Source organism: Noviherbaspirillum sedimenti (genome assembly GCF_003590835.1).
In the GTDB taxonomy this organism is placed as follows: domain Bacteria; phylum Pseudomonadota; class Gammaproteobacteria; order Burkholderiales; family Burkholderiaceae_D; genus Paucimonas; species Paucimonas sedimenti.
In genome coordinates this window covers 4,463,981-4,484,794 of sequence record NZ_QYUQ01000002.1, presented here as the reverse complement: position 1 = coordinate 4,484,794, position 20,814 = coordinate 4,463,981, and the positions used below count along the sequence as shown (strand labels likewise).

The following is a 20,814-nucleotide window of genomic DNA, read 5'->3' as shown; positions in this document are numbered from 1 at the left end:
ATGCCCTTCTCCGCCAGCAGCGCTTGCAGGTGTACAGTCTTTTCGCTTTGCTCGAGCAGCGCACCCTCATGTGCCATCAAGGCGGATCTCGTGGTTTGGGCGCGACGTCCATTAAAAACGATGCACGCCCTCGTGCGCCAACAGCCAGCGCTTGACGCCGACATGGAAGGCGGCGCTCAACCGGCACAGGCCTGCGGCAAATAGCTATTCTTCCTTGAATGCTTCCTCGCGCTTCTTGCGCAACACCGGGCTCAACACCACCAGCAACGCCAGCGCCGCCATGCCCAACATCGTTGCGCTAATCGGCCGGGTCAGAAACACCATCGGGTCGCTGTGCGACAGCAGCAGCGCGCGCCGCAGGTATTCTTCCATCATCGGGCCGATGATAAAGCCCAGCAGCATCGGCGCCGGCTCCAGATCAAGCTTCGCGCAAATGTAGCCGAACAGGCCGAACAGCGCCATCAGGTAGACATCGAATTCGCTGTTAGACAGGCTGAAGACACCGATCGAACAAAACACCAGGATCGCCGGATACAGGTAGTGATACGGCACGGTAATCATGCGCACCCACAGCCCGATCATCGGCAGGTTCAGGATGATCAAAAACAGGTTGCCGATCCACATCGATGCAATCAAGCCCCAGAACAGCGCCGGCTGCTCCGTCATCACCGCCGGTCCTGGCTGGATACCCTGGATGATCATCGCGCCGATCATCAGTGCCATCACCGGGTTCGACGGAATGCCGAGGGTTAGCATCGGGATGAACGAGGTTTGCGCGCCCGAATTGTTGGCCGACTCCGGCGCGGCCACGCCTTCGATCGCGCCACGGCCGAATTCGGCGGCATTCTTCGATACCTTCTTTTCAATCGAATACGCGGCAAACGACGCCAGCATCGCGCCACCGCCGGGCAGAATGCCTAAAGCGGAACCCAGCACCGTGCCGCGGAAGATCGGCGCGATAATGCGCTTGAACTCGTCCTTGGTCAGCATCAGGCCGGACACCTTTTTCATCACCAGGTGGCGCGCCTCTGCATGTTCGAGGTTGCGGATGATTTCACCGAGGCCGAACATGCCCATCGCGACCAAGACGAAATTGATGCCGTCGGCCAGTTGCGGCACGTCGAACGTGTAGCGGGCCGCGCCAGAGTTGACGTCGGTGCCGACGATGCCGAGCAAAAGACCGACGATCACCATGCCGATCGCGTTGAGCAGCGAGCCGCTGGCCAGCACCACCGACGCGATCAAGCCCAAGACCATCAGCGAAAAATATTCAGCCGGGCCGAATTTCAACGCGAGGTCGGCCAGCGGCGGGGCAAACAATGCCAGCAGGACGGTAGCGACGGTTCCGGCGAAAAACGAGCCGATCGCGGCGGTGGCCAGCGCCTTGCCGGCGCGACCCTGGCGCGCCATCTGGTAGCCGTCGATCGCGGTGACCACCGCCGACGATTCGCCCGGCAGGTTGACCAGGATCGCGGTGGTCGAGCCGCCGTATTGCGCGCCATAGTAAATGCCGGACAACATGATCAACGCGGATACCGGCGGCAAGCCGAAGGTCGCCGGCAGCAGCATCGCAATGGTCGCCACCGGCCCGAGACCCGGCAGCACGCCAATAGCCGTGCCGAGGAACACCCCGAGCAGGCAGTAGGCCAGATTCACAAACGTAAACGCGGTATCGAAGCCGAGCGCGAGATTGCCAAAGATTTCCATGCTTATTCCTTTTATGCCCGGTTAGGCGCCAAACCAGGGACCGACGATGGCGATCGGCAAGCCAAGCAGCTTGACGAAGACCAGAACGGAAAATGCGACCAGCCCCCCCGCCAGCAGCAGCACCGGCACCGGGCGGAACCGCTGATAGGCAAACGCGCTGACGGCCACTGTCGTCATCACTGCCACCACCAGCCCGGCGCCGCGGATCAGGAAACCGAACAGCAGCACTGCTGCGAGGATCAGCAGCAATTGTTTGACCGCGAATTTCTCGACCGCTTCGCCGCTGCGGAAGAAGGAACGCCCTACCGCGGCGGCGCCAACAAGGGCCAGCAAGCCGCCCAGCACCGTCGGGAAATAGGCGGGCCCCATCCTGCCGGCGGTGCCCATCGGATAATCGCGCCCGATGATCATGGCGGCCAAGCCGAGCGCGAGAAAAATAACCCCGGTCCAGAAATCCTTCGGGTGGCGGATGATTGAGGGCACGATGAAGTCTCCTTGTCGTCGGTCGGGCCGCAATCGCATCGTTGTGACGGCCGCGCCGGATCACCGACGCGGCGGAAAGCCGTATCGGTGAAGAAAAATTTGATTGAAATTAGTGACGAACAACCGGCTGCCGGCGCGGAGGTGGCCGTGGCCACCTCCGCGCCGGCAAGTGCGATTCAATCGCGGCGCGGCGTAATCAGTCGGTGAACACGCCAGCCTTTTTGATCACCGGTTCCCACTTGTCGATTTCCGCCTTCAGATGGGCGCGCAACGCGTCCGGCGTGGCGCGGTTTTCCGGCACCGGCTCGGTGCCGAGGTCGGCGAAACGCTGCTTGACGTTCGGATCCTTCAATGCTTTTTGCAGCGCGCCGCTCAGCGTGGCGATCACCGGTTTCGGCGTGCCTTTCGGCGCATACATGCCATGCCAGACCGCGATTTCAAATCCCGCCAAGCCAGCTTCGTTCAGGGTCGGCACATCCGGCTGCGACGGCACCCTGGTCTTAGTGGTCACGCCATACACCTTGATCTTGCCGCCCTTGATCTGGCTGGTGGTGTTGGTGGTCTGGTCGCACATGAAATCGACCTGGCCGCCGAGCAAGTCGTTCATCGCCGGACCGGTACCCTTGTACGGCACCGTGGTCAGATCGGTATTGATCGCCGACATGAACAGCATGCCGCACAGGTGCGACGCCGAACCGACGCCGGCATTGGCATAGGTGACTTTGGCGGCATTGGCTTTCACATAACTGAGCAATTCCTTGAAATCCTTGGCCGGGAAATCCTTGCGCGTCACAAACGTCATCGGCACATCGGTGATCAGGCCGACCGGCTCGAAGCTGTCGATTGCGTCATAGGTCAGCTTGCGGTACAGCGCCGGCGCGGTCGACTGGCCGATGTGATGCAGGAAAATCGTATAACCGTCCGGCGCCGCCTTGGCCACGCGCGCCGCGCCAATGGTGCCGCCGGCACCACCGACGTTCTCGATGATGACTTGCTGCTTCAATGTCGTGCTCATCGATTGCGCCACCAGCCGCGCCACCGTATCGGTCGGCCCGCCCGCCGAGAACGGCACGATCATCGTGATCATCTTGGCAGGATAGTCGGATTGGGCGTGGGCGGCAGCGCTTGCCAGTACGGCAATACCGGAAAAATACCGCAGGGACTTGAGTTTCATGTGTGCTCCTCTCATGCATTTTTATAATGCAATCCGCAACAGGGATTGCGATAAACCCGCTGGCAGCCGGTCACAGCCGATGCCTTGCGTGCCATACACCATTATTCTCGCGTTGCAATCTCTGCACAATTGTGGAAAACCGCACTCCTGCAAATTCGCGGCCTGCCCCCCGCACGCAAACTGCCTATCTCGATGCGATTGCCGCCATCGCCCGCTACTACCATTGCTCGCCGAATCAATTACGCATCGCCGAGATTCCGGCCTACCAGCCTCTTATTTCACCAACAATACCGGCATGTTCGCCAGATGGGCCAGCTTGGCCGACACCGAACCGAGCAGCATGTTGGACACCGCGCTCAGGCCGCGGGTACCGATCACGATTTCATCGAAGCCGCCATCATTGGCGAACTGGACCATGACGTGCGCCGGATCGCCGATGAACAGGTGATGTTGATATGCAATGCCGGCATCGTCGAGCATCTTGCGCGCATCAAACAGTGCCTTTTCGCCTTCTTCCTGATGCAACTGGCGGATTTGGCCGGCGCTGATAAAACTGCTGATGCCGCCGTGCAAAGGATGCTGCACATTGATCAGGTGGATCTCCGCGCCCGGCTGACCGGCGCGAGTTTGGTTGATGATATGGGCCACGCCGCGCAACGCGTTGGGCGAGCCATCGACGGCAATCAAAATTTTCGACATTGTGTCATCCCCTAGGAATCGGATCGTGCAAATAGTGCAATTGTGTCAACCAACCGGACCAGCGGCGCTCAACCGGCGGCGGGCGGCTGCGGCGGCTGCTTGTTCCCGGCCAAGTCGACCAAGACTTTCGAGCGCCTGGCTTCGGTGCGCAGCGCCAGCCATTTACCGACAACCACCACAAAAATGGCGCCGGCCACCGGGCCGATCCATTTGGCCGACGGCAGCGCAGCCAGCGTCGCGTCATGGACTGCCACGTCGGTGACCGCCATGCCACCGGCAATCCAGCCTAGCAGCGCGCCGCCGGCCACGATGACAATCGGAAAGCGATCCATCAGCTTGATCACCAGCTGGCTGCCCAGCACGATGATCGGCACGCTCAGCAACAGGCCGAACACTATCAGGAAGCGGCTGTCGCCGGCCGCGCCGGCGATCGCGATCACGTTATCGAGACTCATCACCGCATCGGCGATGATGATGGTTTTGATCGCATCGAACAGGGTGACGCCCGCCTTGATTTCATGACCGCCCTCTTCCGGCTCCGGCTGCAACAGCTTGATGCCGATCCAGAACAGCAACACGGCGCCAACGATTTTCAGGTACGGCACGGCCAGCAGCGAGACGGCGAAAAAAATCAAGACCACGCGCAAGCCGACCGCACCGGCCATGCCCCAGATGATGCCGAGCCTGCGTTCACGGTCCGGCAGGCGGCGGCATGCCAAGCCGATGACCACAGCATTGTCTCCTCCCAGCACAATGTCGATTGCCACGATCTGCAACAACGCGACCCAGAATTGCGGGCTACTGAAATCCATAATTACCTTTCCTGTTAAAAATATAAGCAATGGCGGCGCGCCTATGCTTGCCGAATGCGACTTGTTCCGACGATGCACAAGAAATGATGCAATCGGGAACGACGATGTCGGCAAGCGCGCATTCCTGCATCTTAATTAAAACGCAGCAAATAACTTGTCACTTGCGAAACCGGGGTATATCGCCCAACAATGTTTATCGCAGATGCGGCCGGTTGATTTCGCGTTTGACTGCCTGGATCAACTCTTTGCCGATACGGCCCTCGAGCTCCTGATGCACCGGCAACAACGCCTTTTGCCAAGCCTCCTTTTGCGCGGCCGACAAATGGTGGACTGCCGTCTTGCCGTCTTGCCGGATGCGTTCCAGCGCGTCGGCATTTTCCTTTTCCGCGATGGCGTTCGCGTACACGGTCGCGCTGCGCATCGCCTGCTCCAGCTTTTCCCGCAGCTCGGACGGCAGCCGGTCCCAGAATTTCTTGTTGACGATGACCGCATAGCCCAGATAGCCATGGTTCGATACCGTCAGATGACGTTGCACCTCATACATGCGCTGGGTATAGAAATTCGATGGCGGATTCTCGGTGCCGTCGACCACGCCGCGCTGCAGCGCAGCATACACTTCGGCAAACGCCAGCGCTTGCGGATTGGCGCCTAGCGCGCGCATTTGCACATCCAGTACCTTCGAAGGCTGGATGCGCATTTTCAAGCCGTCGAAATCGGCCGGCCACAGCAGCGGGCGGTTGGCCGACATCACCTTGAAGCCGTTGTCCCAGTAGGCCAGCCCGACGATGCCCTTGACTTCCAGCTTTTTCAGCGCGTCCCGGCCGATCGGGCCTTCGGTGATACGGTGCAGCGCGGCGCTATCCGGAAAAATATAAGGCAGGTCGAACAATTCGAATTCGCGCACGCCGAGCTGGCCGAACTTGGCCAGCGACGGTGCCAGCATCTGGACCGCTCCCAGTTGCAGCGCCTCCAGCTCTTCCTTGTCCTTGTACAGCTCGCTGTTCGGATACAGCGCGACCGTCACGCGCCCGCCGGTGGCCTGTTCGGCCAGTTCCTTGAAGCGCTGCGCCGCCTTGCCCTTCGGGGTGTGGCTGGCGACCACGTGGCTGAACTTGATGACAATCGGCTGCGCGGCCGCGCAGCCGTTGGCCAGCGCCAGCCCAAGCAGCAATGTGATGAATCGCATGTGGGTCTCCCGATAATCCGGTGGAATCCGGCTTGTTTTCCCCCGCATTATCGTTTTACCTCCCCGGCATGGCAATTGTGGTTATCCACAATCCATTGTCGACGTCCTGCCGCCGCCGCACCGGCAAGTATTCAGCTACACTCGCGCATCATGTCCATCGCAAAGCGTCTCCCCCTGTCCATGTTCGGCCGGTTCGGCCCGAAACAGCCATGGCACTGGCTGCTGCCGATCCTGTTCGTGCTGCTGTTCGTGTCGACGCTGCTCTACCTGCCGTGGCAGGCGCAGCAGATGGAAGCCAACGAACGCCAGGAACAATTGATCGCCGACACCTTGTGGGTCGAACAATCGATCCGCTTCCAGCTTGGCCGCCATGAGGACAGCCTGCGCCTGATCGGCAGCGAAATCGCCTCCGGCCACCTGACAGGCGAACGCCTGCGGGAGCGGCTGGCCACGCTGGTGCGCAACAACAAGGAATTGCAACGGATCGACTGGCGCGACGCCGGCGGCGCCGTGGCCGCCTCCACCCAGGGCGCGGCAAGCCCGCGGGACCTGGTATCGGGACATTCCGGTGCCGCGATCGAACTGGCGCGCGCATCGCGCACGCCGCGCTACAGCCAGCCGGCGGCGGCCGCCGCCGACACGCCGGTGCTGATGGATTACGTGGTGCCGATCCACCTGGCGGACCGATACCTCGGCAGCCTGGTCGCCACCTACCGCCTGTCCGGCATTCTCGATGAAACAGTGCCATGGTGGTTTGCGCAGGATAATGAAATCACGCTGGCCGACAGCGACGACCGCGTGCTTGCCCGGCGCCTGTCCGGCGGCGCCGGGCGCAGCGTCTATACCCACCGGCGCGCGCTCGATTTGCCGGGCGCAACCGTCATCCTGCTGACCAACAGCGTCAAGAGCGCGCCGAAGCTGTTGCCGAACCTGTTGGTCGGCTCGGTCATCGTGCTGTCAGCTGGCTTGCTGTGGAGCCTGGTTGCGCTGTGGCGCGACATCACCCGGCGTCTCGCCGCCGAAGGCGCGTTGCGCCAGCAGGTGGCGTTTCGCGCCGCGATGGAAAATTCGCTGGTCACCGGCTTGCGCGCGCGCGACCTGGAGGGACGCGTCACCTATGTCAACCCGGCGTTTTGCCGAATGCTGGGGCTGGCGACGGAAGATCTGGTCGGCAAGCTGCCGCCGATGCCGTACTGGGCGCCGGAAGCGATGGAGGATTACCAGCAGCGCTTTGCGCAGGTCCTGGCCGGCACCGTCACGCCGCAGGGATTCGAGACGATTTTCCAGCGCGCCAATGGCGAGCGCTTTCCAGTCCTGATCTTCGAGTCGCCGCTGGTCGACGACAGCGGCCGGCAAACCGGCTGGATGGGCTCGATCCTGGATATCTCGGACCAGAAGCGCATCGAGGACTTGAACCGCCAGCAGCAGGAAAAGCTGCAGGCCAGCGCCCGCCTGGCCAGCATGGGGGAAATCGCGTCAACGCTCGCGCATGAACTGAACCAACCGCTGGCGGCCATTTCCAGCTATACCACGGGCGCCTTGAACCTGCTGGACAATGACGCGCGCGCGGCCGGCGGCATGGATGTGGCCATGTTAAAACAGGCGCTGGAAAAAGCCGGCGCCCAGGCCCAGCGCGCCGGACAAATCATCCGCAGCGTGCATGCATTCGCGAAAAAACGCGAGCCGACGCGCGAGGCGGTCACGATTGCCGTGCTGGTCGACAGCGTGCTGCCGCTGATCGAGTTGCAGGCGCGCCCGTTGTTCGTGACGATCCAGACCAGCATCGCGCCCGGCCTGCCGCCGATTCTGGCCGACCGCATCCTGATCGAGCAGGTATTGCTGAACCTGACGCGCAATGCGATCGAGTCGATGCAGCAAACGCCGCCGAAAGAGCGCCTGCTGAAGATTGTCGCCGCGCTCGACAAGTCGGTGCAGACGCAGCCGAACGTGGTGGTGTCGATCATCGATTGCGGCCACGGCATCGCGCCGGAAGTCGCGGCCCGCCTGTTTTCGCCATTTTTTTCGACCAAGGCACAAGGCATGGGCATGGGCTTGAACATTTGCCGCACCGCCATCGAATTCCATGGCGGCATGCTGACCCATGCATACAATCCGCAAGGCGGCACAATCTTCCAGTTTTCATTGCCGGCGCTGCCGGCAAGCGCCACCTACTGATGACATGACAATGCCGCTGCTTCCATTTACCGCACCCGAAACGCCACCAGCATGCTGCACATAATCGATGATGAAGAAGTGATCCGCGATGCGCTGCTGTGGCTGGCCGGCTCGCGCGCGATTGCCGCCACCGCCTACGACAGCGCGGCGGCATTCCTTGCCGCGCTCGAGGCGCTGCGGTTCGACGCCGGCGGCGACTGCCTGCTGCTCGACGTGCGCATGCCGGCTTTGAGCGGCGGCGCGCTGTTCGACATCCTGGTCGCGCGCGGAATGACGCGGCAATTGCCGGCGATCTTTTTGACCGGGCATGGCGATGTACCAATGGCGGTCGACTTGCTCAAGCGCGGCGCCTTCGATTTCTTTGAAAAACCGTTCAATGACAACAAGTTGATGGACCGGGTGCAGGAAGCGCTGGCCGCCTCGCGCGACGCGCAAGTGCAGGCGCAGGTGCAGGCGCGGCTGGCCAGCCTGTCGGCGCGCGAACGCAAAGTGCTGGACCTGATTTTGGCTGGCAAGATGAACAAGGTGATCGCCGACGAACTCGGCATCAGCATGCGCACGGTCGAAGTGCATCGCGCGCACGTGTTTGAAAAAATGCAAGTCAAGACCGCGGTGGAACTGGCAGGCCTGTTGAAATGATCCACCGCCGCCAGCATGCTGTATAACCTCGCCGGTCTCTCCTTGCCGGAGGCTTGCGGATTTGATAGCCAACAGTGCGCACAAGGTCAGGCGAGATATCAAAAAATTGCCGTCTGCAAGCCAGGCTTCCCCATACGCAAACTGTGAGAACTGCCGCTGACCGTCCTTCACATAAGTCAGCTTGCCGAGTTCACCAAAAACATGCAGGGCGCGCATGAAATTCTGAAGGGCAATACTGGGATCGCCAGCCTCCAGGCGTCGCACCGTATTGAGAGACGCACCAATGCGCACTGCCAGCATTTCTTGGGACATGTGTCGACGGCGCCGAGCCAGGGAGATACTCTGCCGCAGACGATGCAGCATGCGCTCAACGGGCAAAGGAAGGGGGGAAGTCATGGCTTAATGAATCAAATTAAGGCGCTAAAAATAATTAGCAATTCAAATAGGGATAGTTCCGCACTGCGCCGCCCGGCACGCCACCGCATGCCCGCCACTCTTCAGCCCCGCCCAGACGCCTGCCGTGGCGCCTCCCCTACAAAATCCTGCCAAAAGCAGCAAAAAACACTTGCATCCCATATAAAACGCTACCACTATTAGCGGTGCGTGAAATGGCGCATTTCCCAACACTTATTGTGAAGGAGGTCCACAGATGGCAACAGCCAAAAAAACCGCGGCCAGCAAACCGGCCGCCAAGAAGCCAGCAGCAAAGAAAACCGTAGCAAAAAAAGCGGCGCCAGCCAAAAAGGCAGCTCCAGCCAAGAAGGCCGCCGCCAAGCCAGTAGCGAAGAAAGCAGCTCCAGCCAAAAAAGCGGCGCCTGCCAAGAAAGCAGCAGCCGCCAAGCCGGTAGCGAAGAAAGCGGCAGCAAAGCCGACAACGCCCCGCAAGCCGAATGCAGCCTTCATGAAACCGTTGACGCCGTCCGCCGTCCTGGCTGCCGTGGTTGGCGCAAATCCCCTGCCGCGTACGGAAGTCACCAAGAAGGTATGGGAGTACATCAAGAAGAACAAGCTGCAGGATGAAGCCAACAAGCGCAACATCAATGCAGACGACAAGCTGAAGGCGGTCTTTGGCGGCAAGAAACAAGTGTCGATGTTCGAAATGACCAAGCTCATTTCCGGCCACTTGAGCTAATTTTTGCCAGGCGCCAAACAAAAACGCCCGCATCGCGCGGGCGTTTTTGTTTGCAAACTCAGTTGGGGACAGCGTACCGCTTCGCTTAACAAAACCTGTCCAGTTAGAATCAGTTGGGGACAGAGTACCGCTTCGCTTAACAAAACCTCTCCAGTTATAGTCAGTTGGGGACAGAGTACCGCTTCGCTTAACTCTGTCCCCAATTGGCTTACTTTTGGCTTAGCACCGGTGCATCGCCGGATGCGTGGTGGTATTCCCATTTCTTCCAGGCTGCCAGCACTGCATTCGGGTATTCAGGGCGGCCGCGGCTGCCGTTGTAACGGCCGAGCGCCAGATACAGATTGCCGCGCTCCATGTCGAGATACATCCGCAGTATCGAACAGCCATAGCGCAGATTGGTTTGCATATGGAACAGCTTGCTGCGGTCGCCATCGCCGATGACGCGGCTCCAGAATGGCATCACCTGCATGTAGCCATGCGCGCCCACCGGCGAAACCGCGTACTTGCGAAATGCCGATTCAACCTGAATCAAACCCAGCACCAGCGCCGGATCCAGGCCGGCGCGCGTGGCTTCATACCAGGCGGTGCGCAGGAACTCCAGCCTGACTTGCGCATCAGGCAGCTTTTTCTTCAGACGGGCCGACATCTCTCCCAGCCAATGCAGGTGCTTGATACGCGCATTGATATCGTCGAACTGCGGCTTGGGCGGTGCGGCGTCGGTAATGGCGCGCGACAAGGCGATGCGCACCGAGTCAGCCAGGGCTTCTTCCTTCTGGTTGCCGGCATGGACCAGCGCGACACAGCACAATGGCGCAGCCAGGATCGCTGCCCAGAGTAGGCGCTTGAAGCTACTGCTCCGCCCGCACGGCATGCCCGCCTTCGCCGCTGCCATTCAAGCGGCCAGCCTGGCTTTCATGAACACCGCCATGTCGGCCGGCGGCACGCTGGTGGCTTCGGCATCGCGCCGCCCCTGGTATTCCAGCTTGCCGTCCTTCAGGCCGCGCTCGCCAATCACGATCCGGTGCGGCACGCCGATCAATTCCCAGTCCGCGAACATCGCACCGGGGCGCTCGCCGCGGTCATCGAGGATCGCATCGACGCCGGCATCCAGCAATTCCTGGTACAGGCGGTCGGTTTCCGCCTTGACCGCTTCGCTGCGATCGTAACCCATCGGACAGAGCACGACTTCAAAGGGTGCAATCGATGCCGGCCAGATGATGCCCTTGTCGTCAAAATTCTGCTCGATCGCCGCCCCCAGGATACGGGTAACACCAATGCCATAACAACCCATCTGCATCAACTGCGGCTTGCCGGTTTCATCCAGATAAGTGGCCTGCATGTCTTGCGAATAGCGGGTGCCGAGCTGGAACACATGGCCTACCTCGATACCGCGCTGGATGGCCAGGTCGCCCTTGCCGTCGGGCGAAGGGTCGCCCGCCACCACGTTACGCAAATCGGCGACCAGCGGCTCGGCGATATCGCGCTCCCAATTGGCGCCGGTATAGTGAAAACCCGGCTCATTGGCGCCGCAGACGAAGTCGCTCATGGCAACCACCGTGCGGTCGGCCACGATCTTTACCGGCTTGCGGGGGCCGACAGGCCCCAGATAGCCAGGCGGCGTGCCGAAATGGTCGACAATTTCCGCCTCTGAAGCGAAGCGGAAATTGGCCAGTCCCGGAACCTTGGTGGCCTTGACTTCATTGAGCTCATGGTCGCCGCGCAACAGCAGCAGCCAGATTTGCGTCGCCGTCTTGTCGTCCTCTTCGCTATCCACCGCCAGCACGATGGACTTGACGGTCGCCGCCAGGGGCAAGCCCAGCAAGGCTGCAACGTCCTCGCATTTCGATTTTCCCGGCGTCGCCGTCTTGACGAGATCGGCGCTAGCGGCCGCCCGCACGCCAGTCGGCGCCAGGGCTTCGGCCGCCTCCATGTTGGCGGCGTAATCCGACTGTGGACAATACACCAGCGCATCTTCGCCAGTATCGGCAATCACATGGAACTCATGCGAACCGGAGCCGCCGATGGCGCCGTTATCGGCGGCGACGGCGCGGAACTGCAGGCCGAAGCGATTGAAGATGCGCACATAGGCGTCATACATAACCTGGTAGGACTGCTGCATGCCGGCGACATCCCGATCGAAGGAATAGGCATCCTTCATGGTGAATTCGCGACCGCGCATCAGTCCAAAGCGGGGGCGGCGCTCGTCGCGGAACTTGGTCTGGATGTGATAAAAATTGACCGGCAGCTTCTTGTAAGACTTGATTTCGGAGCGCACCACATCGGTGATGACCTCTTCCGAAGTTGGCTGGATGGCAAAATCGCGGCCATGGCGGTCTTTCACCCGCATCAATTCCGGTCCCATCTTGTCCCAGCGCCCGGTTTCCTGCCACAGCTCGGCAGGTTGCACCAGCGGCATCAAGAGCTCGATCGCGCCGGCGCGATTCATTTCTTCGCGCACGATATTTTCCACCTTGCGGATCACCCGCAAGCCCATCGGCATATAGGTATAAATTCCCGAGCCCAGGCGTTTGATCATGCCCGCCCGCATCATCAGTTGATGGCTGATGATTTCGGCGTCGGCGGGAGCTTCCTTGAGGGTTGAAATAAAAAAACGTGAAGCGCGCATATCGGTGAATTCTTTTTTAAAAAGAGAGGGTTATAATCAACTCAATTTTATAGGATTAGCTGGTCGATGCGCCCATTCTTCGCACATTTGATTGTTTTTGCCTGTTCACAGCCCCTGCTTCAGGGATGCTGGACATGAAAAGGCCTGTGCTGCATACCTGACCGGGTGCGTTGACCGCGGAAAGTTTGAGGTGGAATCATGCTGGATCGTGAAGGCTTTCGCCCGAACGTCGGCATTATCTTGCTAAACACACATAACCAGGTGTGGTGGGGCAAACGCGTGCGCGAGCATTCGTGGCAATTTCCCCAGGGCGGGATCAAGTACGGCGAAACCCCGGAGCAGGCAATGTACCGGGAACTCCAGGAAGAAATCGGCCTGAAAGCCGAACATGTGAAAGTCATCGGGCGTACGCGCGACTGGCTGCGTTACGAGGTGCCCGATCACTTCATCAAGCGCGATATCCGCGGCCATTATCGCGGTCAGAAACAGATCTGGTTCCTGCTGCGCATGGTCGGCCGCGATTGCGATATCAACCTGCGCCTGACCGACCATCCGGAATTCGACGCCTGGCGCTGGCACAATTATTGGGTGCCGCTGGAAGTCGTCATCGAATTCAAGCGCGACGTCTACCAGAGGGCGTTGCAGGAATTGTCGCGTTATGTGGCGCGGCCGACGCAACGCCATCAGAATCCCCGCGAGCCACGGTCATCCCAAGACCCAGGTCCGGTCCAGGCGCATGCGTCCGACCATCCCGAGATCCAACACCATAACGAATGAAGATATTCATGGCAGTCACAATTTCATTGCCCGTCAAACTTGCACAGGCGGGCCTGCTGGCTCTGCTGGCGGCGGCTAGCGGTGCCAGCCAGGCGCAGTCGCACTTCGAGGAGGACTTCGACGACGCCAACAAGCCCTGGCAGGAAATTTCCGTCCAGCTGCCGGCCGTACCCGAAAAGGCAAATTTGCTGGATTTCGATGCGGGCAACTCCACCAGCATGCACTTCGCCGTTGATGCCAGGTCAATTTCGGTTGGCGGCGATGGCGTGGTGCGTTATACGCTGGTCAGCCGTAGCCCCTCTGGCGCGGAAAACATCAGCTACGAAGGCATACGCTGTGAAACGCAGGAAAGAAAACTGTATGCATTCGGCCACAAGGATGGCAGCTGGAGCCGTTCGCGGCGCGACCGCTGGGAACGCTTTACCGGCACCGCGGCCAACCGCCAGCATGCAACGCTGGCACGCGATTATTTCTGCACGGGCTCAGTAGTCGAAGGCAGCACCGAGCAGATCACGCGCAGATTACGTGACAAGCGACCATTGATCCAGGTGTTGCCCTCCGGCGGCTGACGCACCGTTTCAGGTGCCCGGGCTCTGACTCAGAGTAACACCAGGTTATCGCGGTGGATCAACTCGGGCTCTTCCTCAAAGCCGAGGATGCCGGCGATCTCGGCGGAAGGATGGCCCATGATGCGGCGCGCTTCGGAACTGGCATAATTCGAGATGCCGCGCGCCACCGGACGCCCATCAGGGTCGGTACAGGTGATGACGTCGCCGCGGCCGAATTTTCCCGAGACCTTGACCACGCCGACCGGCAACAGGGACTTGCCGTCGGCGGTCAGTTTCTGCACCGCGCCGCTATCGAGCATGACCTTGCCGGCCGTGTGCAAATGGTCGCGCATCCATTGCTGGCGCGCCGTCAGCCGCGCCGTCGGGGCGTTGAGCTGGGTACCGATCGCCTCGCCCGCCGCCAGCCGGGTCAGCACCTGATCTTCGCGCCCCCAGGCGATCACCGTGTGCGCCCCCGAGGAAGCGGCACGCTTTGCCGCCAGTATCTTGGTCAGCATGCCGCCGCGACCGATGCTGCTGCCGGCGCCGCCGGCCATCTCTTCCAGAGCGGGATCGCCGGCCTCGGCCTGATGCACGAACTGCGCCGCAGGATTTTTGCGCGGGTCGGCCGTGTACAAGCCGTTCTGGTCAGTCAGGATAATCAGGGCATCGCCTTCAATCAGATTGGCGACCAGGGCGCCCAGCGTGTCATTGTCGCCGAACTTGATTTCGTCGGTAACCACCGTATCGTTTTCATTGATGATCGGCACCACGCCAAGACGCAAGAGCGTAAACAGGGTCGAGCGCGCATTCAGATAGCGCTCACGGTCGGCCAGATCGGCATGGGTCAGCAATACCTGCGCAGTACGCAAGCGATGCTCGCGGAAACTCGATTCATAGATTTGCGCCAGTCCCATCTGACCGACCGCGGCGCAAGCCTGCAATTCATGGACCCCGGTGGGGCGCCTGTCGAAGCCCAGGCGCTGCATGCCTTCGGCGATCGCGCCGGAGCTGACCAGCACCACTTCCTTGCCCAGCTGGCGCAATTGCGCGATTTGCGCCGCCCATTTTGCAATGGCTGCACTGTCAAGACCCTTGCCGTCGTTGGTCACCAGGGAAGATCCCACCTTGACGATCAATCGTTTGGCATTCTGTATCACGGAATTCATGGTTCTTGAGCAGGGCTATTGAGGCTGTCTGACGGCAAGTCGGCAATATTGCGCATGAAATAAAATGAGCTGCGGGCTCAGCTATCGGCAAGCTTGAAACGCGGATCGTCCGGGTCAATCGAGGCGATGCTGCGCGCTTCCTGGACCATTTGCGTTTCTTCGGCACGATGTTCCTGCTGGCGCTGTTCGGCCAGATACTCATAGATCGCCATGACCAGGTCTTCGCAACCTTCGCGCGTCAGCGCCGAAATTTCAAACACCGGCCCTTTCCAGGCGAAGCGCTTGATGAAATCCTTGACACGTTTCACACGTTCGTCCGCCGGCACCACATCCAGCTTGTTCAGCACCAACCAGCGGGGCTTGGCGTGCAGTGACTCGTCGTATTTCTTCAATTCCTTGACGATGGCCTTGGCTTCCTTGACCGGGTCGACATTGTCGAATGGCGCCAGATCGACGATATGCAGCAACAAGCCGGTACGCTGCAAATGGCGCAAAAACTGCACGCCCAGACCGGCACCGTCTGCCGCCCCCTCGATCAGGCCGGGAATATCGGCGATCACGAAGCTTTTTTCATGGGAGACGCGCACCACGCCCAGATTCGGATGCAAGGTGGTAAACGGATAGTCGGCAATCTTCGGCTTCGCGTTGGACACCGCCGTAATGAAGGTTGATTTTCCTGCATTGGGCATGCCGAGCAAGCCGACATCGGCCAGCACCTTCAACTCCAGCTTCAGTTCGCGTCGCGCGCCTTCCTTGCCATCGCTCTTCTGGCGCGGCGCCCGGTTGGTGGAGGACTTGAAATGGATATTGCCCCAACCGCCTTCGCCACCCTGCGCCAGCAGCGCAGTCTGGCCATGCTCGGTCAGGTCGGCGACGATTTCGCCCGACTCAAAATCGGTAATCAGGGTGCCTACCGGCATGCGCAGGGTAATGTCGTCGGCGCCCTTGCCGTAGCAATCGGAACCACGACCGTTTTCGCCATTCCTTGCCTTGTGCATCTTGGAATAGCGGTAGTCGACCAGGGTGTTGATATTGCGGTCAGCCACTGCCCAGATGCTGCCGCCCTTGCCGCCGTCGCCGCCGTCGGGACCGCCGAAAGGACGGAATTTCTCGCGGCAAAAGGAAGCAACGCCGTTGCCGCCATTGCCGGCAATGACTTCGATTTTTGCTTCGTCGATGAACTTCATGTTTTGCCGCCAAAAAAATTAAAAAAGGCCCTACCTGTGGCAGAGCCTTTTTGATAGAAGGCTTGCGCCTTGCCTGCGATTTGCAGCTACTTATAGCAACTGCTTATTGCAGTGACTCATTGCAGTGGATTAAGCAGCAACCACAGTCACCATGTGACGCTGTGCAGCGCCCTTGGTGACAAACTGTACTTTGCCCGGGATCAGCGCGAACAGGGTGTGATCCTTGCCCATGCCGACGTTTTCGCCAGGATGTACTTTGGTGCCGCGTTGACGGATGATGATGCCGCCGGCATTGATGGACTGACCACCGTAGACCTTGACGCCCAGTCGTTTCGACTCAGAATCACGGCCGTTGCGCGTAGTGCCGCCGCCTTTTTTATGTGCCATTTCAGACTCCTTGGTATTTGGTTAGCTCGACCGGCGCTTAGCCGTTGATCGAGACGATTTGCAATTCGGTGTAATTTTGGCGATGGCCTTGACGTTTCTGGTAATGCTTACGACGGCGCATCTTGAAAATCTTGACCTTATCGTGGCGACCTTGCGCCAATACCTTAGCCAGAACCGTAGCACCTTCAATCAGCGGCGCACCAAACTTGATGGTATCGCCAGCGCCCAATGCGAGCACTTGATCCAAGGTGATGTCGGCGCCGATGTCTGCAGGTATCTGTTCTACTTTGAGTTTTTCGCCAGCAGCAACTTTATATTGTTTGCCGCCGGTTTTTATGACCGCGTACATGGTGAACCTCATCAATTGGGTTAAAAACTTTTTAAAATCTCTTTCTTTCCTTTTTATTTCCTTACAACAGAAAGTTGCCAAGAATCGGGAAAACCTCAAATTATACATGGACTTAGCCGCCCAGTCAAAGCCGCGCGACAATCCGTTTTTACCCACGCCCTAACCGATAGCGAACTTGCCACAAGTCCAGAGGCCCGATCACAGCCGCTTCTCATCGTATAATTCGCAAGATATCAATGATTTCGCAGGCTTACCCTTGTCCGCCACCCTTTCTACCCAAGCAAGCATCCTCCAGCCCATCGCCGCCGACATGGAAGCGGTTAACCATCTGATTCGCCAGCAACTGAACTCGGATGTCCCGCTGGTCAACCAGATCTCCGAATACATCATCAGCGCCGGCGGCAAGCGCATCCGGCCAATGCTGGTGCTGCTGACCGCCAATGCGCACGCCTGCCAAGGCAATATTCACCATACGCTGGCCGGCCTGATCGAATTCATCCACACCGCCACCCTGCTGCACGACGACGTGGTGGATGAATCGTCGCTGCGGCGCGGCCGCCAGACTGCCAACGCCCTGTTCGGCAATGCCGCCTCGGTACTGGTCGGCGATTTCATCTATACACGCGCTTTCCAGATGATTGTTGCGGTCGGCGACATGCGGATCATGCAAATTCTTGCTGACGCCACCAATGTCATCGCCGAAGGCGAGGTGCTGCAACTATTGAACATGCACGACCCGGATGTCAACGAGGCGCGCTACCTGCAGGTCATCCGCTCCAAGACCGCCAAGCTGTTCGAGGCCGCGACCCAGATCGGCGCGCTGGCTGCCGGCGCCTCGGCGGCCGACGTCGAAGCAGCGGCAGAATATGGACGCTCACTGGGCACCGCCTTCCAGTTGATCGACGACGTGCTGGATTACTCGGGCAACGCGGAAGAGATCGGCAAGAACGTCGGCGACGATCTGCGCGAAGGCAAACCCACCCTGCCGCTGATATACCTGCTGCAGCACGGCACCCCGAGCCAGCGTGAACTGGTGCGCACCTGCATCCAGAATGGCGACGAATCCCACTTCGCCGCCATTCTGGATGCAGTCACCAGCTCCGGCGCGCTCGATTACACCAAACGCGCCGCAGAACAGGCCGCCCAGCGCGCAGCCGATGCAATCCGTGGCTGGGGCAATAGCCAAGCCAAGGAATCTTTGCTAGAATTATGCGCTTTCGCGGTGGGCCGCAATCATTGAGCCGAGAATCCTCAAGGGGATTCGGTTAGGGTCGGCGCCGCAATCGGGGTGTAGCTTAGCCTGGTAGAGCGCTACGTTCGGGACGTAGAGGCCGGAGGTTCGAATCCTCTCACCCCGACCAGAATTCCCTCCCGCTCTCACAGGTCCCTGCGCGGGACCTGTTTGCATTTTATGGGCCGGACCACGGTGACGGCATCGATTCCAGCAGCGCCAAGACGCTAAAACCCGGTATTCGCCTGTTAAGCTTTGCGCCTGCTCACATGACCATGAAACTACTCCGAACGTTGCTGATGATCGCCCTTGCGCTCTGCCTGACCGGATGCGCTGTCGTCACCGTAGTGGATGCCGCTGTCACGGTCGCCGCGACTGGCGTCAAGGTTGCCGCCAAGACGGTCGGCGCAGTGGCCGATGCCGTGATCCCGGACGATGAAGATGAAGAGTAAGTCTCGCAGTAAATGCTGGCGTTGATGCCCACTGGGGACAAAGGTACTCTCAAAGACAATTCTCTTGTCCTTGCTCATACGCTTTGAGCCCGAAACCAATGCATCCTGGCGACGTGCATTTTTGACCCCCCTATTTTTTGCCCACCTCGTCGCATTGCTTGCTCTCATCAGAAAATTATCAAAACGATAATATTTCCACCCCGCATGCGCGCATTGCAGCGCCCCAAAGTGTATCGATTCACACACTGATGACTTAACAAAGAATCACAATATCTTTACAAATCAGATGCCTATAGGCATCATCTAACGCGACTTGGATGATTTTCTGGTACTCAGCACAACAACTTTATGGCGGCAGTTTTCCCCAATACGGTTTCCAGCACCGCGATTCCCGCTTTGGCGCGGGTATTGCTGCATGCCGGACATCTTTCTGCGCAGCAAGTTGAGGCATTAACCAAACGGGTCCAGGCAGAGAAAATTCCGTTTATTGATGCACTGGTTCAAAGCAAACACATAGAACCGCGCGCCCTGGCCGCATTCTGCTCGGAAACTTTTGCCTATCCTGTCCTGGATATCGGCAGTTTCAGCATGAATACACGCCCGGAAGGCATCCTCGATGTCAAGCTGATGCAAAGCCAGCGCGTCATTGCCCTGGCCAAACGCGGCAACAAGATCTCGGTAGCGATTTCCGATCCAACCAATTCCCAGGCGCTGGACCAGATCAAGTTCCAGACGCAATTGTCGGTCGAACCGGTCATTGTCGAACACCCGGCGCTCTTGCAACTGATCGAAAAGCTTGGACAAAGCGCCGAGCAAAATCTGAATGAACTGATCGGTGACGACCTGGACATCGATTTTGCCGATGTCGATACCACGACCGCCGTGGAAAGCGGGCCAACGACCGATATCGACGATGCGCCCGTCGTCAGGTTCCTGCAGAAAATCCTCATCGATGCCATCAATCTGGGCGCTTCGGACCTGCATTTCGAACCTTTCGAAAAGTTTTACCGCATCCGCCTGCGCGTCGACGGCATCCTGCGTGAAGTCGCGCAGCCGCCGCTGGCGATCAAGGAAAAGCTGGCTTCGCGCATCAAGGTCATTTCCAAGCTGGACATCTCGGAAAAGCGGGTGCCGCAGGACGGCCGCATGAAACTGGTGGTATCGAAGACCAAGTCGATCGATTTCCGCGTCAGCACCCTGCCCACGCTATTCGGCGAAAAGATCGTCATGCGTATCCTGGATGCAACCCAGGCGCAGATGGGCATCGATGCGCTCGGCTACGATCCGGACCAGAAAGAGCTATTGCTCGATGCGATCGAACGCCCCTACGGCATGGTGCTGGTGACCGGCCCGACCGGCTCCGGCAAGACCGTGTCGCTGTACACCTGCCTGAATATCCTGAACAAGCCAGGCATCAATATCTCGACCGCGGAAGACCCGGCTGAAATCAACCTGCCAGGGGTGAACCAGGTCAACATCAACGACCGCGCCGGCCTTACCTTCCCGGTCGCGCTGAAAGCCTTCCTGCGGCAGGATCCGGACATCATCATGGTGGGCGAAATCCGCGACCTGGAAACGGCGGATATCGCCATCAAGGCGGCACAAACCGGCCACATGGTGTTTTCCACCCTGCACACCAACGATGCGCCGGGAACGCTCACGCGTCTGATGAACATGGGGGTGGCGCCCTTCAATATCGCCTCTTCGGTCATCCTGATCACGGCACAGCGCCTGGCGCGGCGCCTGTGCACCTGCAAGCAAGCCACCACCATCCCGGACGAGGCACTGCTGGACGCCGGCTTCAAGGAAGAAGAACTCGACGGCAGCTGGCAACCGTACAAGGCGGTCGGCTGCGAGCGCTGCAGTGGCAGCGGCTACAAGGGCCGCGTCGGCATTTACCAGGTGATGCCGATTTCCGAAGAAATCGAACGCATCATCCTCGGCCATGGCACGGCGCTGGAAATCGAAGAACAATCGCGGCGCGAAGGCATCAGGACCTTGCGGCAATCCGGCCTGGTCAAGGTCAGGCTCGGATTGACCAGCCTGGAAGAAGTCGTGGGCTGCACCAACGAATGATACAG

Annotated in this window: 20 protein-coding genes, 1 tRNA gene and 1 pseudogene; 9 read left to right on the top strand and 13 right to left on the bottom strand. The window is 59.6% G+C overall.

Going from position 1 to position 20,814, the window contains the following annotated elements:
• Positions 1–204: 204 nt before the first annotated feature.
• From D3878_RS20825 to D3878_RS20800, 6 genes are all read right to left on the bottom strand, one after another.
• Positions 205–1,707 carry a tripartite tricarboxylate transporter permease gene (locus D3878_RS20825; protein WP_119787216.1) on the bottom strand — a complete coding sequence of 501 codons (1,503 nt, stop codon included), beginning with the start codon at positions 1,705–1,707 and terminating at the stop codon, positions 205–207.
• A 21-nt stretch (positions 1,708–1,728) separates the two neighbouring features.
• Positions 1,729–2,190 (bottom strand): tripartite tricarboxylate transporter TctB family protein, encoded by a 462-nt coding sequence (locus tag D3878_RS20820; RefSeq protein ID WP_119787215.1) that lies wholly within the window; start codon positions 2,188–2,190, stop codon positions 1,729–1,731.
• 196 nt (positions 2,191–2,386) lie between these two features.
• Positions 2,387–3,364 carry a tripartite tricarboxylate transporter substrate binding protein BugD gene (locus D3878_RS20815; RefSeq protein WP_119787214.1) on the bottom strand — a complete coding sequence of 326 codons (978 nt, stop codon included), beginning with the start codon at positions 3,362–3,364 and terminating at the stop codon, positions 2,387–2,389.
• Positions 3,365–3,637: 273 nt separating this feature from the next.
• Positions 3,638–4,063: a universal stress protein gene (locus tag D3878_RS20810; protein WP_119787213.1), complete on the bottom strand. Its 426-nt coding sequence runs from the start codon at positions 4,061–4,063 to the stop codon at positions 3,638–3,640.
• Positions 4,064–4,131: 68 nt separating this feature from the next.
• On the bottom strand, positions 4,132–4,875 hold the full coding sequence (locus tag D3878_RS20805; RefSeq protein WP_119787212.1) for a TerC family protein: 744 nt from the start codon (positions 4,873–4,875) through the stop codon (positions 4,132–4,134).
• Between the two features lie 193 nt (positions 4,876–5,068).
• Entirely contained in the window at positions 5,069–6,061 is a 993-nt protein-coding gene (locus D3878_RS20800; RefSeq protein ID WP_119787211.1) for a TRAP transporter substrate-binding protein, read from the bottom strand.
• A gap of 150 nt (positions 6,062–6,211) precedes the next feature.
• Between D3878_RS20800 and D3878_RS20795 the strand changes: the two genes are divergently transcribed.
• Both D3878_RS20795 and D3878_RS20790 read left to right on the top strand, forming a co-directional pair.
• Positions 6,212–8,236, top strand: coding sequence for a sensor histidine kinase (locus D3878_RS20795; RefSeq protein WP_420799553.1), 2,025 nt, complete (start codon positions 6,212–6,214; stop codon positions 8,234–8,236).
• 51 nt (positions 8,237–8,287) lie between these two features.
• Positions 8,288–8,875: a response regulator transcription factor gene (locus D3878_RS20790; protein WP_119787210.1), complete on the top strand. Its 588-nt coding sequence runs from the start codon at positions 8,288–8,290 to the stop codon at positions 8,873–8,875.
• A 204-nt stretch (positions 8,876–9,079) separates the two neighbouring features.
• Here the strand turns inward: D3878_RS20790 and D3878_RS24740 are convergent.
• A pseudogene (locus D3878_RS24740) lies at positions 9,080–9,238 on the bottom strand (helix-turn-helix domain-containing protein); the annotation flags it as partial.
• Between the two features lie 286 nt (positions 9,239–9,524).
• Between D3878_RS24740 and D3878_RS20785 the strand changes: the two are divergent.
• A complete protein-coding gene (locus D3878_RS20785; RefSeq protein WP_119787209.1) occupies positions 9,525–10,007 on the top strand; it encodes an SWIB/MDM2 domain-containing protein in 483 nt (160 codons plus the stop codon).
• A gap of 208 nt (positions 10,008–10,215) precedes the next feature.
• Here D3878_RS20785 and D3878_RS20780 read toward each other — a convergent pair whose 3' ends face one another.
• A complete protein-coding gene (locus D3878_RS20780) occupies positions 10,216–10,899 on the bottom strand; it encodes a lytic transglycosylase domain-containing protein (RefSeq protein ID WP_233556412.1) in 684 nt (227 codons plus the stop codon).
• Complete coding sequence (locus tag D3878_RS20775) at positions 10,900–12,633, bottom strand: proline--tRNA ligase (RefSeq protein ID WP_119787208.1); 1,734 nt, start codon at positions 12,631–12,633, stop codon at positions 10,900–10,902.
• A 198-nt stretch (positions 12,634–12,831) separates the two neighbouring features.
• Between D3878_RS20775 and D3878_RS20770 the strand changes: the two genes are divergently transcribed.
• Both D3878_RS20770 and D3878_RS20765 read left to right on the top strand, forming a co-directional pair.
• The gene (locus tag D3878_RS20770; RefSeq protein WP_233556411.1) at positions 12,832–13,410 is read left to right on the top strand and encodes an RNA pyrophosphohydrolase; all 579 of its coding nucleotides are present in this window, start codon (positions 12,832–12,834) and stop codon (positions 13,408–13,410) included.
• 8 nt (positions 13,411–13,418) lie between these two features.
• Positions 13,419–13,979, top strand: a complete 561-nt coding sequence (locus D3878_RS20765; protein WP_119788051.1) for a CNP1-like family protein — start codon at positions 13,419–13,421, stop codon at positions 13,977–13,979.
• A gap of 29 nt (positions 13,980–14,008) precedes the next feature.
• On the opposite strand, the gene proB is transcribed toward D3878_RS20765, so the two are convergent.
• The 4 genes from proB to rplU all read right to left on the bottom strand — a co-directional run bounded on the left by proB (position 14,009) and on the right by rplU (position 17,050).
• On the bottom strand, positions 14,009–15,127 hold the full coding sequence (gene proB, locus D3878_RS20760) for a glutamate 5-kinase (RefSeq protein WP_119787207.1): 1,119 nt from the start codon (positions 15,125–15,127) through the stop codon (positions 14,009–14,011).
• 77 nt (positions 15,128–15,204) lie between these two features.
• Entirely contained in the window at positions 15,205–16,314 is a 1,110-nt protein-coding gene (gene obgE / locus D3878_RS20755; RefSeq protein WP_119787206.1) for a GTPase ObgE, read from the bottom strand.
• Between the two features lie 129 nt (positions 16,315–16,443).
• Entirely contained in the window at positions 16,444–16,701 is a 258-nt protein-coding gene (gene rpmA / locus D3878_RS20750; RefSeq protein WP_119787205.1) for a 50S ribosomal protein L27, read from the bottom strand.
• 37 nt (positions 16,702–16,738) lie between these two features.
• Complete coding sequence (gene rplU / locus D3878_RS20745; RefSeq protein ID WP_119787204.1) at positions 16,739–17,050, bottom strand: 50S ribosomal protein L21; 312 nt, start codon at positions 17,048–17,050, stop codon at positions 16,739–16,741.
• A gap of 256 nt (positions 17,051–17,306) precedes the next feature.
• Here rplU and ispB point away from each other — a divergent pair, with 256 nt between their 5' ends.
• The 4 genes from ispB (at position 17,307) to pilB (ending at position 20,809) form a co-directional block, all read left to right on the top strand.
• Entirely contained in the window at positions 17,307–18,290 is a 984-nt protein-coding gene (ispB, locus tag D3878_RS20740) for an octaprenyl diphosphate synthase (protein WP_119787203.1), read from the top strand.
• A gap of 44 nt (positions 18,291–18,334) precedes the next feature.
• A tRNA-Pro gene (locus D3878_RS20735) sits at positions 18,335–18,411 on the top strand.
• 145 nt (positions 18,412–18,556) lie between these two features.
• Positions 18,557–18,733, top strand: coding sequence for an NF038104 family lipoprotein (locus tag D3878_RS20730; RefSeq protein WP_233556410.1), 177 nt, complete (start codon positions 18,557–18,559; stop codon positions 18,731–18,733).
• A gap of 348 nt (positions 18,734–19,081) precedes the next feature.
• Entirely contained in the window at positions 19,082–20,809 is a 1,728-nt protein-coding gene (gene pilB, locus D3878_RS20725; protein WP_119787201.1) for a type IV-A pilus assembly ATPase PilB, read from the top strand.
• Positions 20,810–20,814 lie beyond the last annotated feature (5 nt).

Excerpts from the sequence above, each read along its gene's own strand:
- D3878_RS20795 (WP_420799553.1), top strand. The coding sequence starts at position 6,212 with ATGTCCATCGCAAAGCGTCTCCCCCTGTCCATGTTCGGCCGGTTCGGC.
- proB (WP_119787207.1), bottom strand. The coding sequence starts at position 15,127 with ATGAATTCCGTGATACAGAATGCCAAACGATTGATCGTCAAGGTGGGA.
- D3878_RS20780 (WP_233556412.1), bottom strand. The coding sequence starts at position 10,899 with ATGGCAGCGGCGAAGGCGGGCATGCCGTGCGGGCGGAGCAGTAGCTTC.
- D3878_RS20765 (WP_119788051.1), top strand. The coding sequence starts at position 13,419 with ATGGCAGTCACAATTTCATTGCCCGTCAAACTTGCACAGGCGGGCCTG.
- rpmA (WP_119787205.1), bottom strand. The coding sequence starts at position 16,701 with ATGGCACATAAAAAAGGCGGCGGCACTACGCGCAACGGCCGTGATTCT.
- D3878_RS20790 (WP_119787210.1), top strand. The coding sequence starts at position 8,288 with ATGCTGCACATAATCGATGATGAAGAAGTGATCCGCGATGCGCTGCTG.
- D3878_RS20825 (WP_119787216.1), bottom strand. The coding sequence starts at position 1,707 with ATGGAAATCTTTGGCAATCTCGCGCTCGGCTTCGATACCGCGTTTACG.
- D3878_RS20785 (WP_119787209.1), top strand. The coding sequence starts at position 9,525 with ATGGCAACAGCCAAAAAAACCGCGGCCAGCAAACCGGCCGCCAAGAAG.
- D3878_RS20810 (WP_119787213.1), bottom strand. The coding sequence starts at position 4,063 with ATGTCGAAAATTTTGATTGCCGTCGATGGCTCGCCCAACGCGTTGCGC.
- rplU (WP_119787204.1), bottom strand. The coding sequence starts at position 17,050 with ATGTACGCGGTCATAAAAACCGGCGGCAAACAATATAAAGTTGCTGCT.
- obgE (WP_119787206.1), bottom strand. The coding sequence starts at position 16,314 with ATGAAGTTCATCGACGAAGCAAAAATCGAAGTCATTGCCGGCAATGGC.
- D3878_RS20800 (WP_119787211.1), bottom strand. The coding sequence starts at position 6,061 with ATGCGATTCATCACATTGCTGCTTGGGCTGGCGCTGGCCAACGGCTGC.
- D3878_RS20805 (WP_119787212.1), bottom strand. The coding sequence starts at position 4,875 with ATGGATTTCAGTAGCCCGCAATTCTGGGTCGCGTTGTTGCAGATCGTG.
- pilB (WP_119787201.1), top strand. The coding sequence starts at position 19,082 with ATGGCGGCAGTTTTCCCCAATACGGTTTCCAGCACCGCGATTCCCGCT.
- D3878_RS20815 (WP_119787214.1), bottom strand. The coding sequence starts at position 3,364 with ATGAAACTCAAGTCCCTGCGGTATTTTTCCGGTATTGCCGTACTGGCA.
- D3878_RS20730 (WP_233556410.1), top strand. The coding sequence starts at position 18,557 with ATGAAACTACTCCGAACGTTGCTGATGATCGCCCTTGCGCTCTGCCTG.
- D3878_RS20770 (WP_233556411.1), top strand. The coding sequence starts at position 12,832 with ATGCTGGATCGTGAAGGCTTTCGCCCGAACGTCGGCATTATCTTGCTA.
- D3878_RS20775 (WP_119787208.1), bottom strand. The coding sequence starts at position 12,633 with ATGCGCGCTTCACGTTTTTTTATTTCAACCCTCAAGGAAGCTCCCGCC.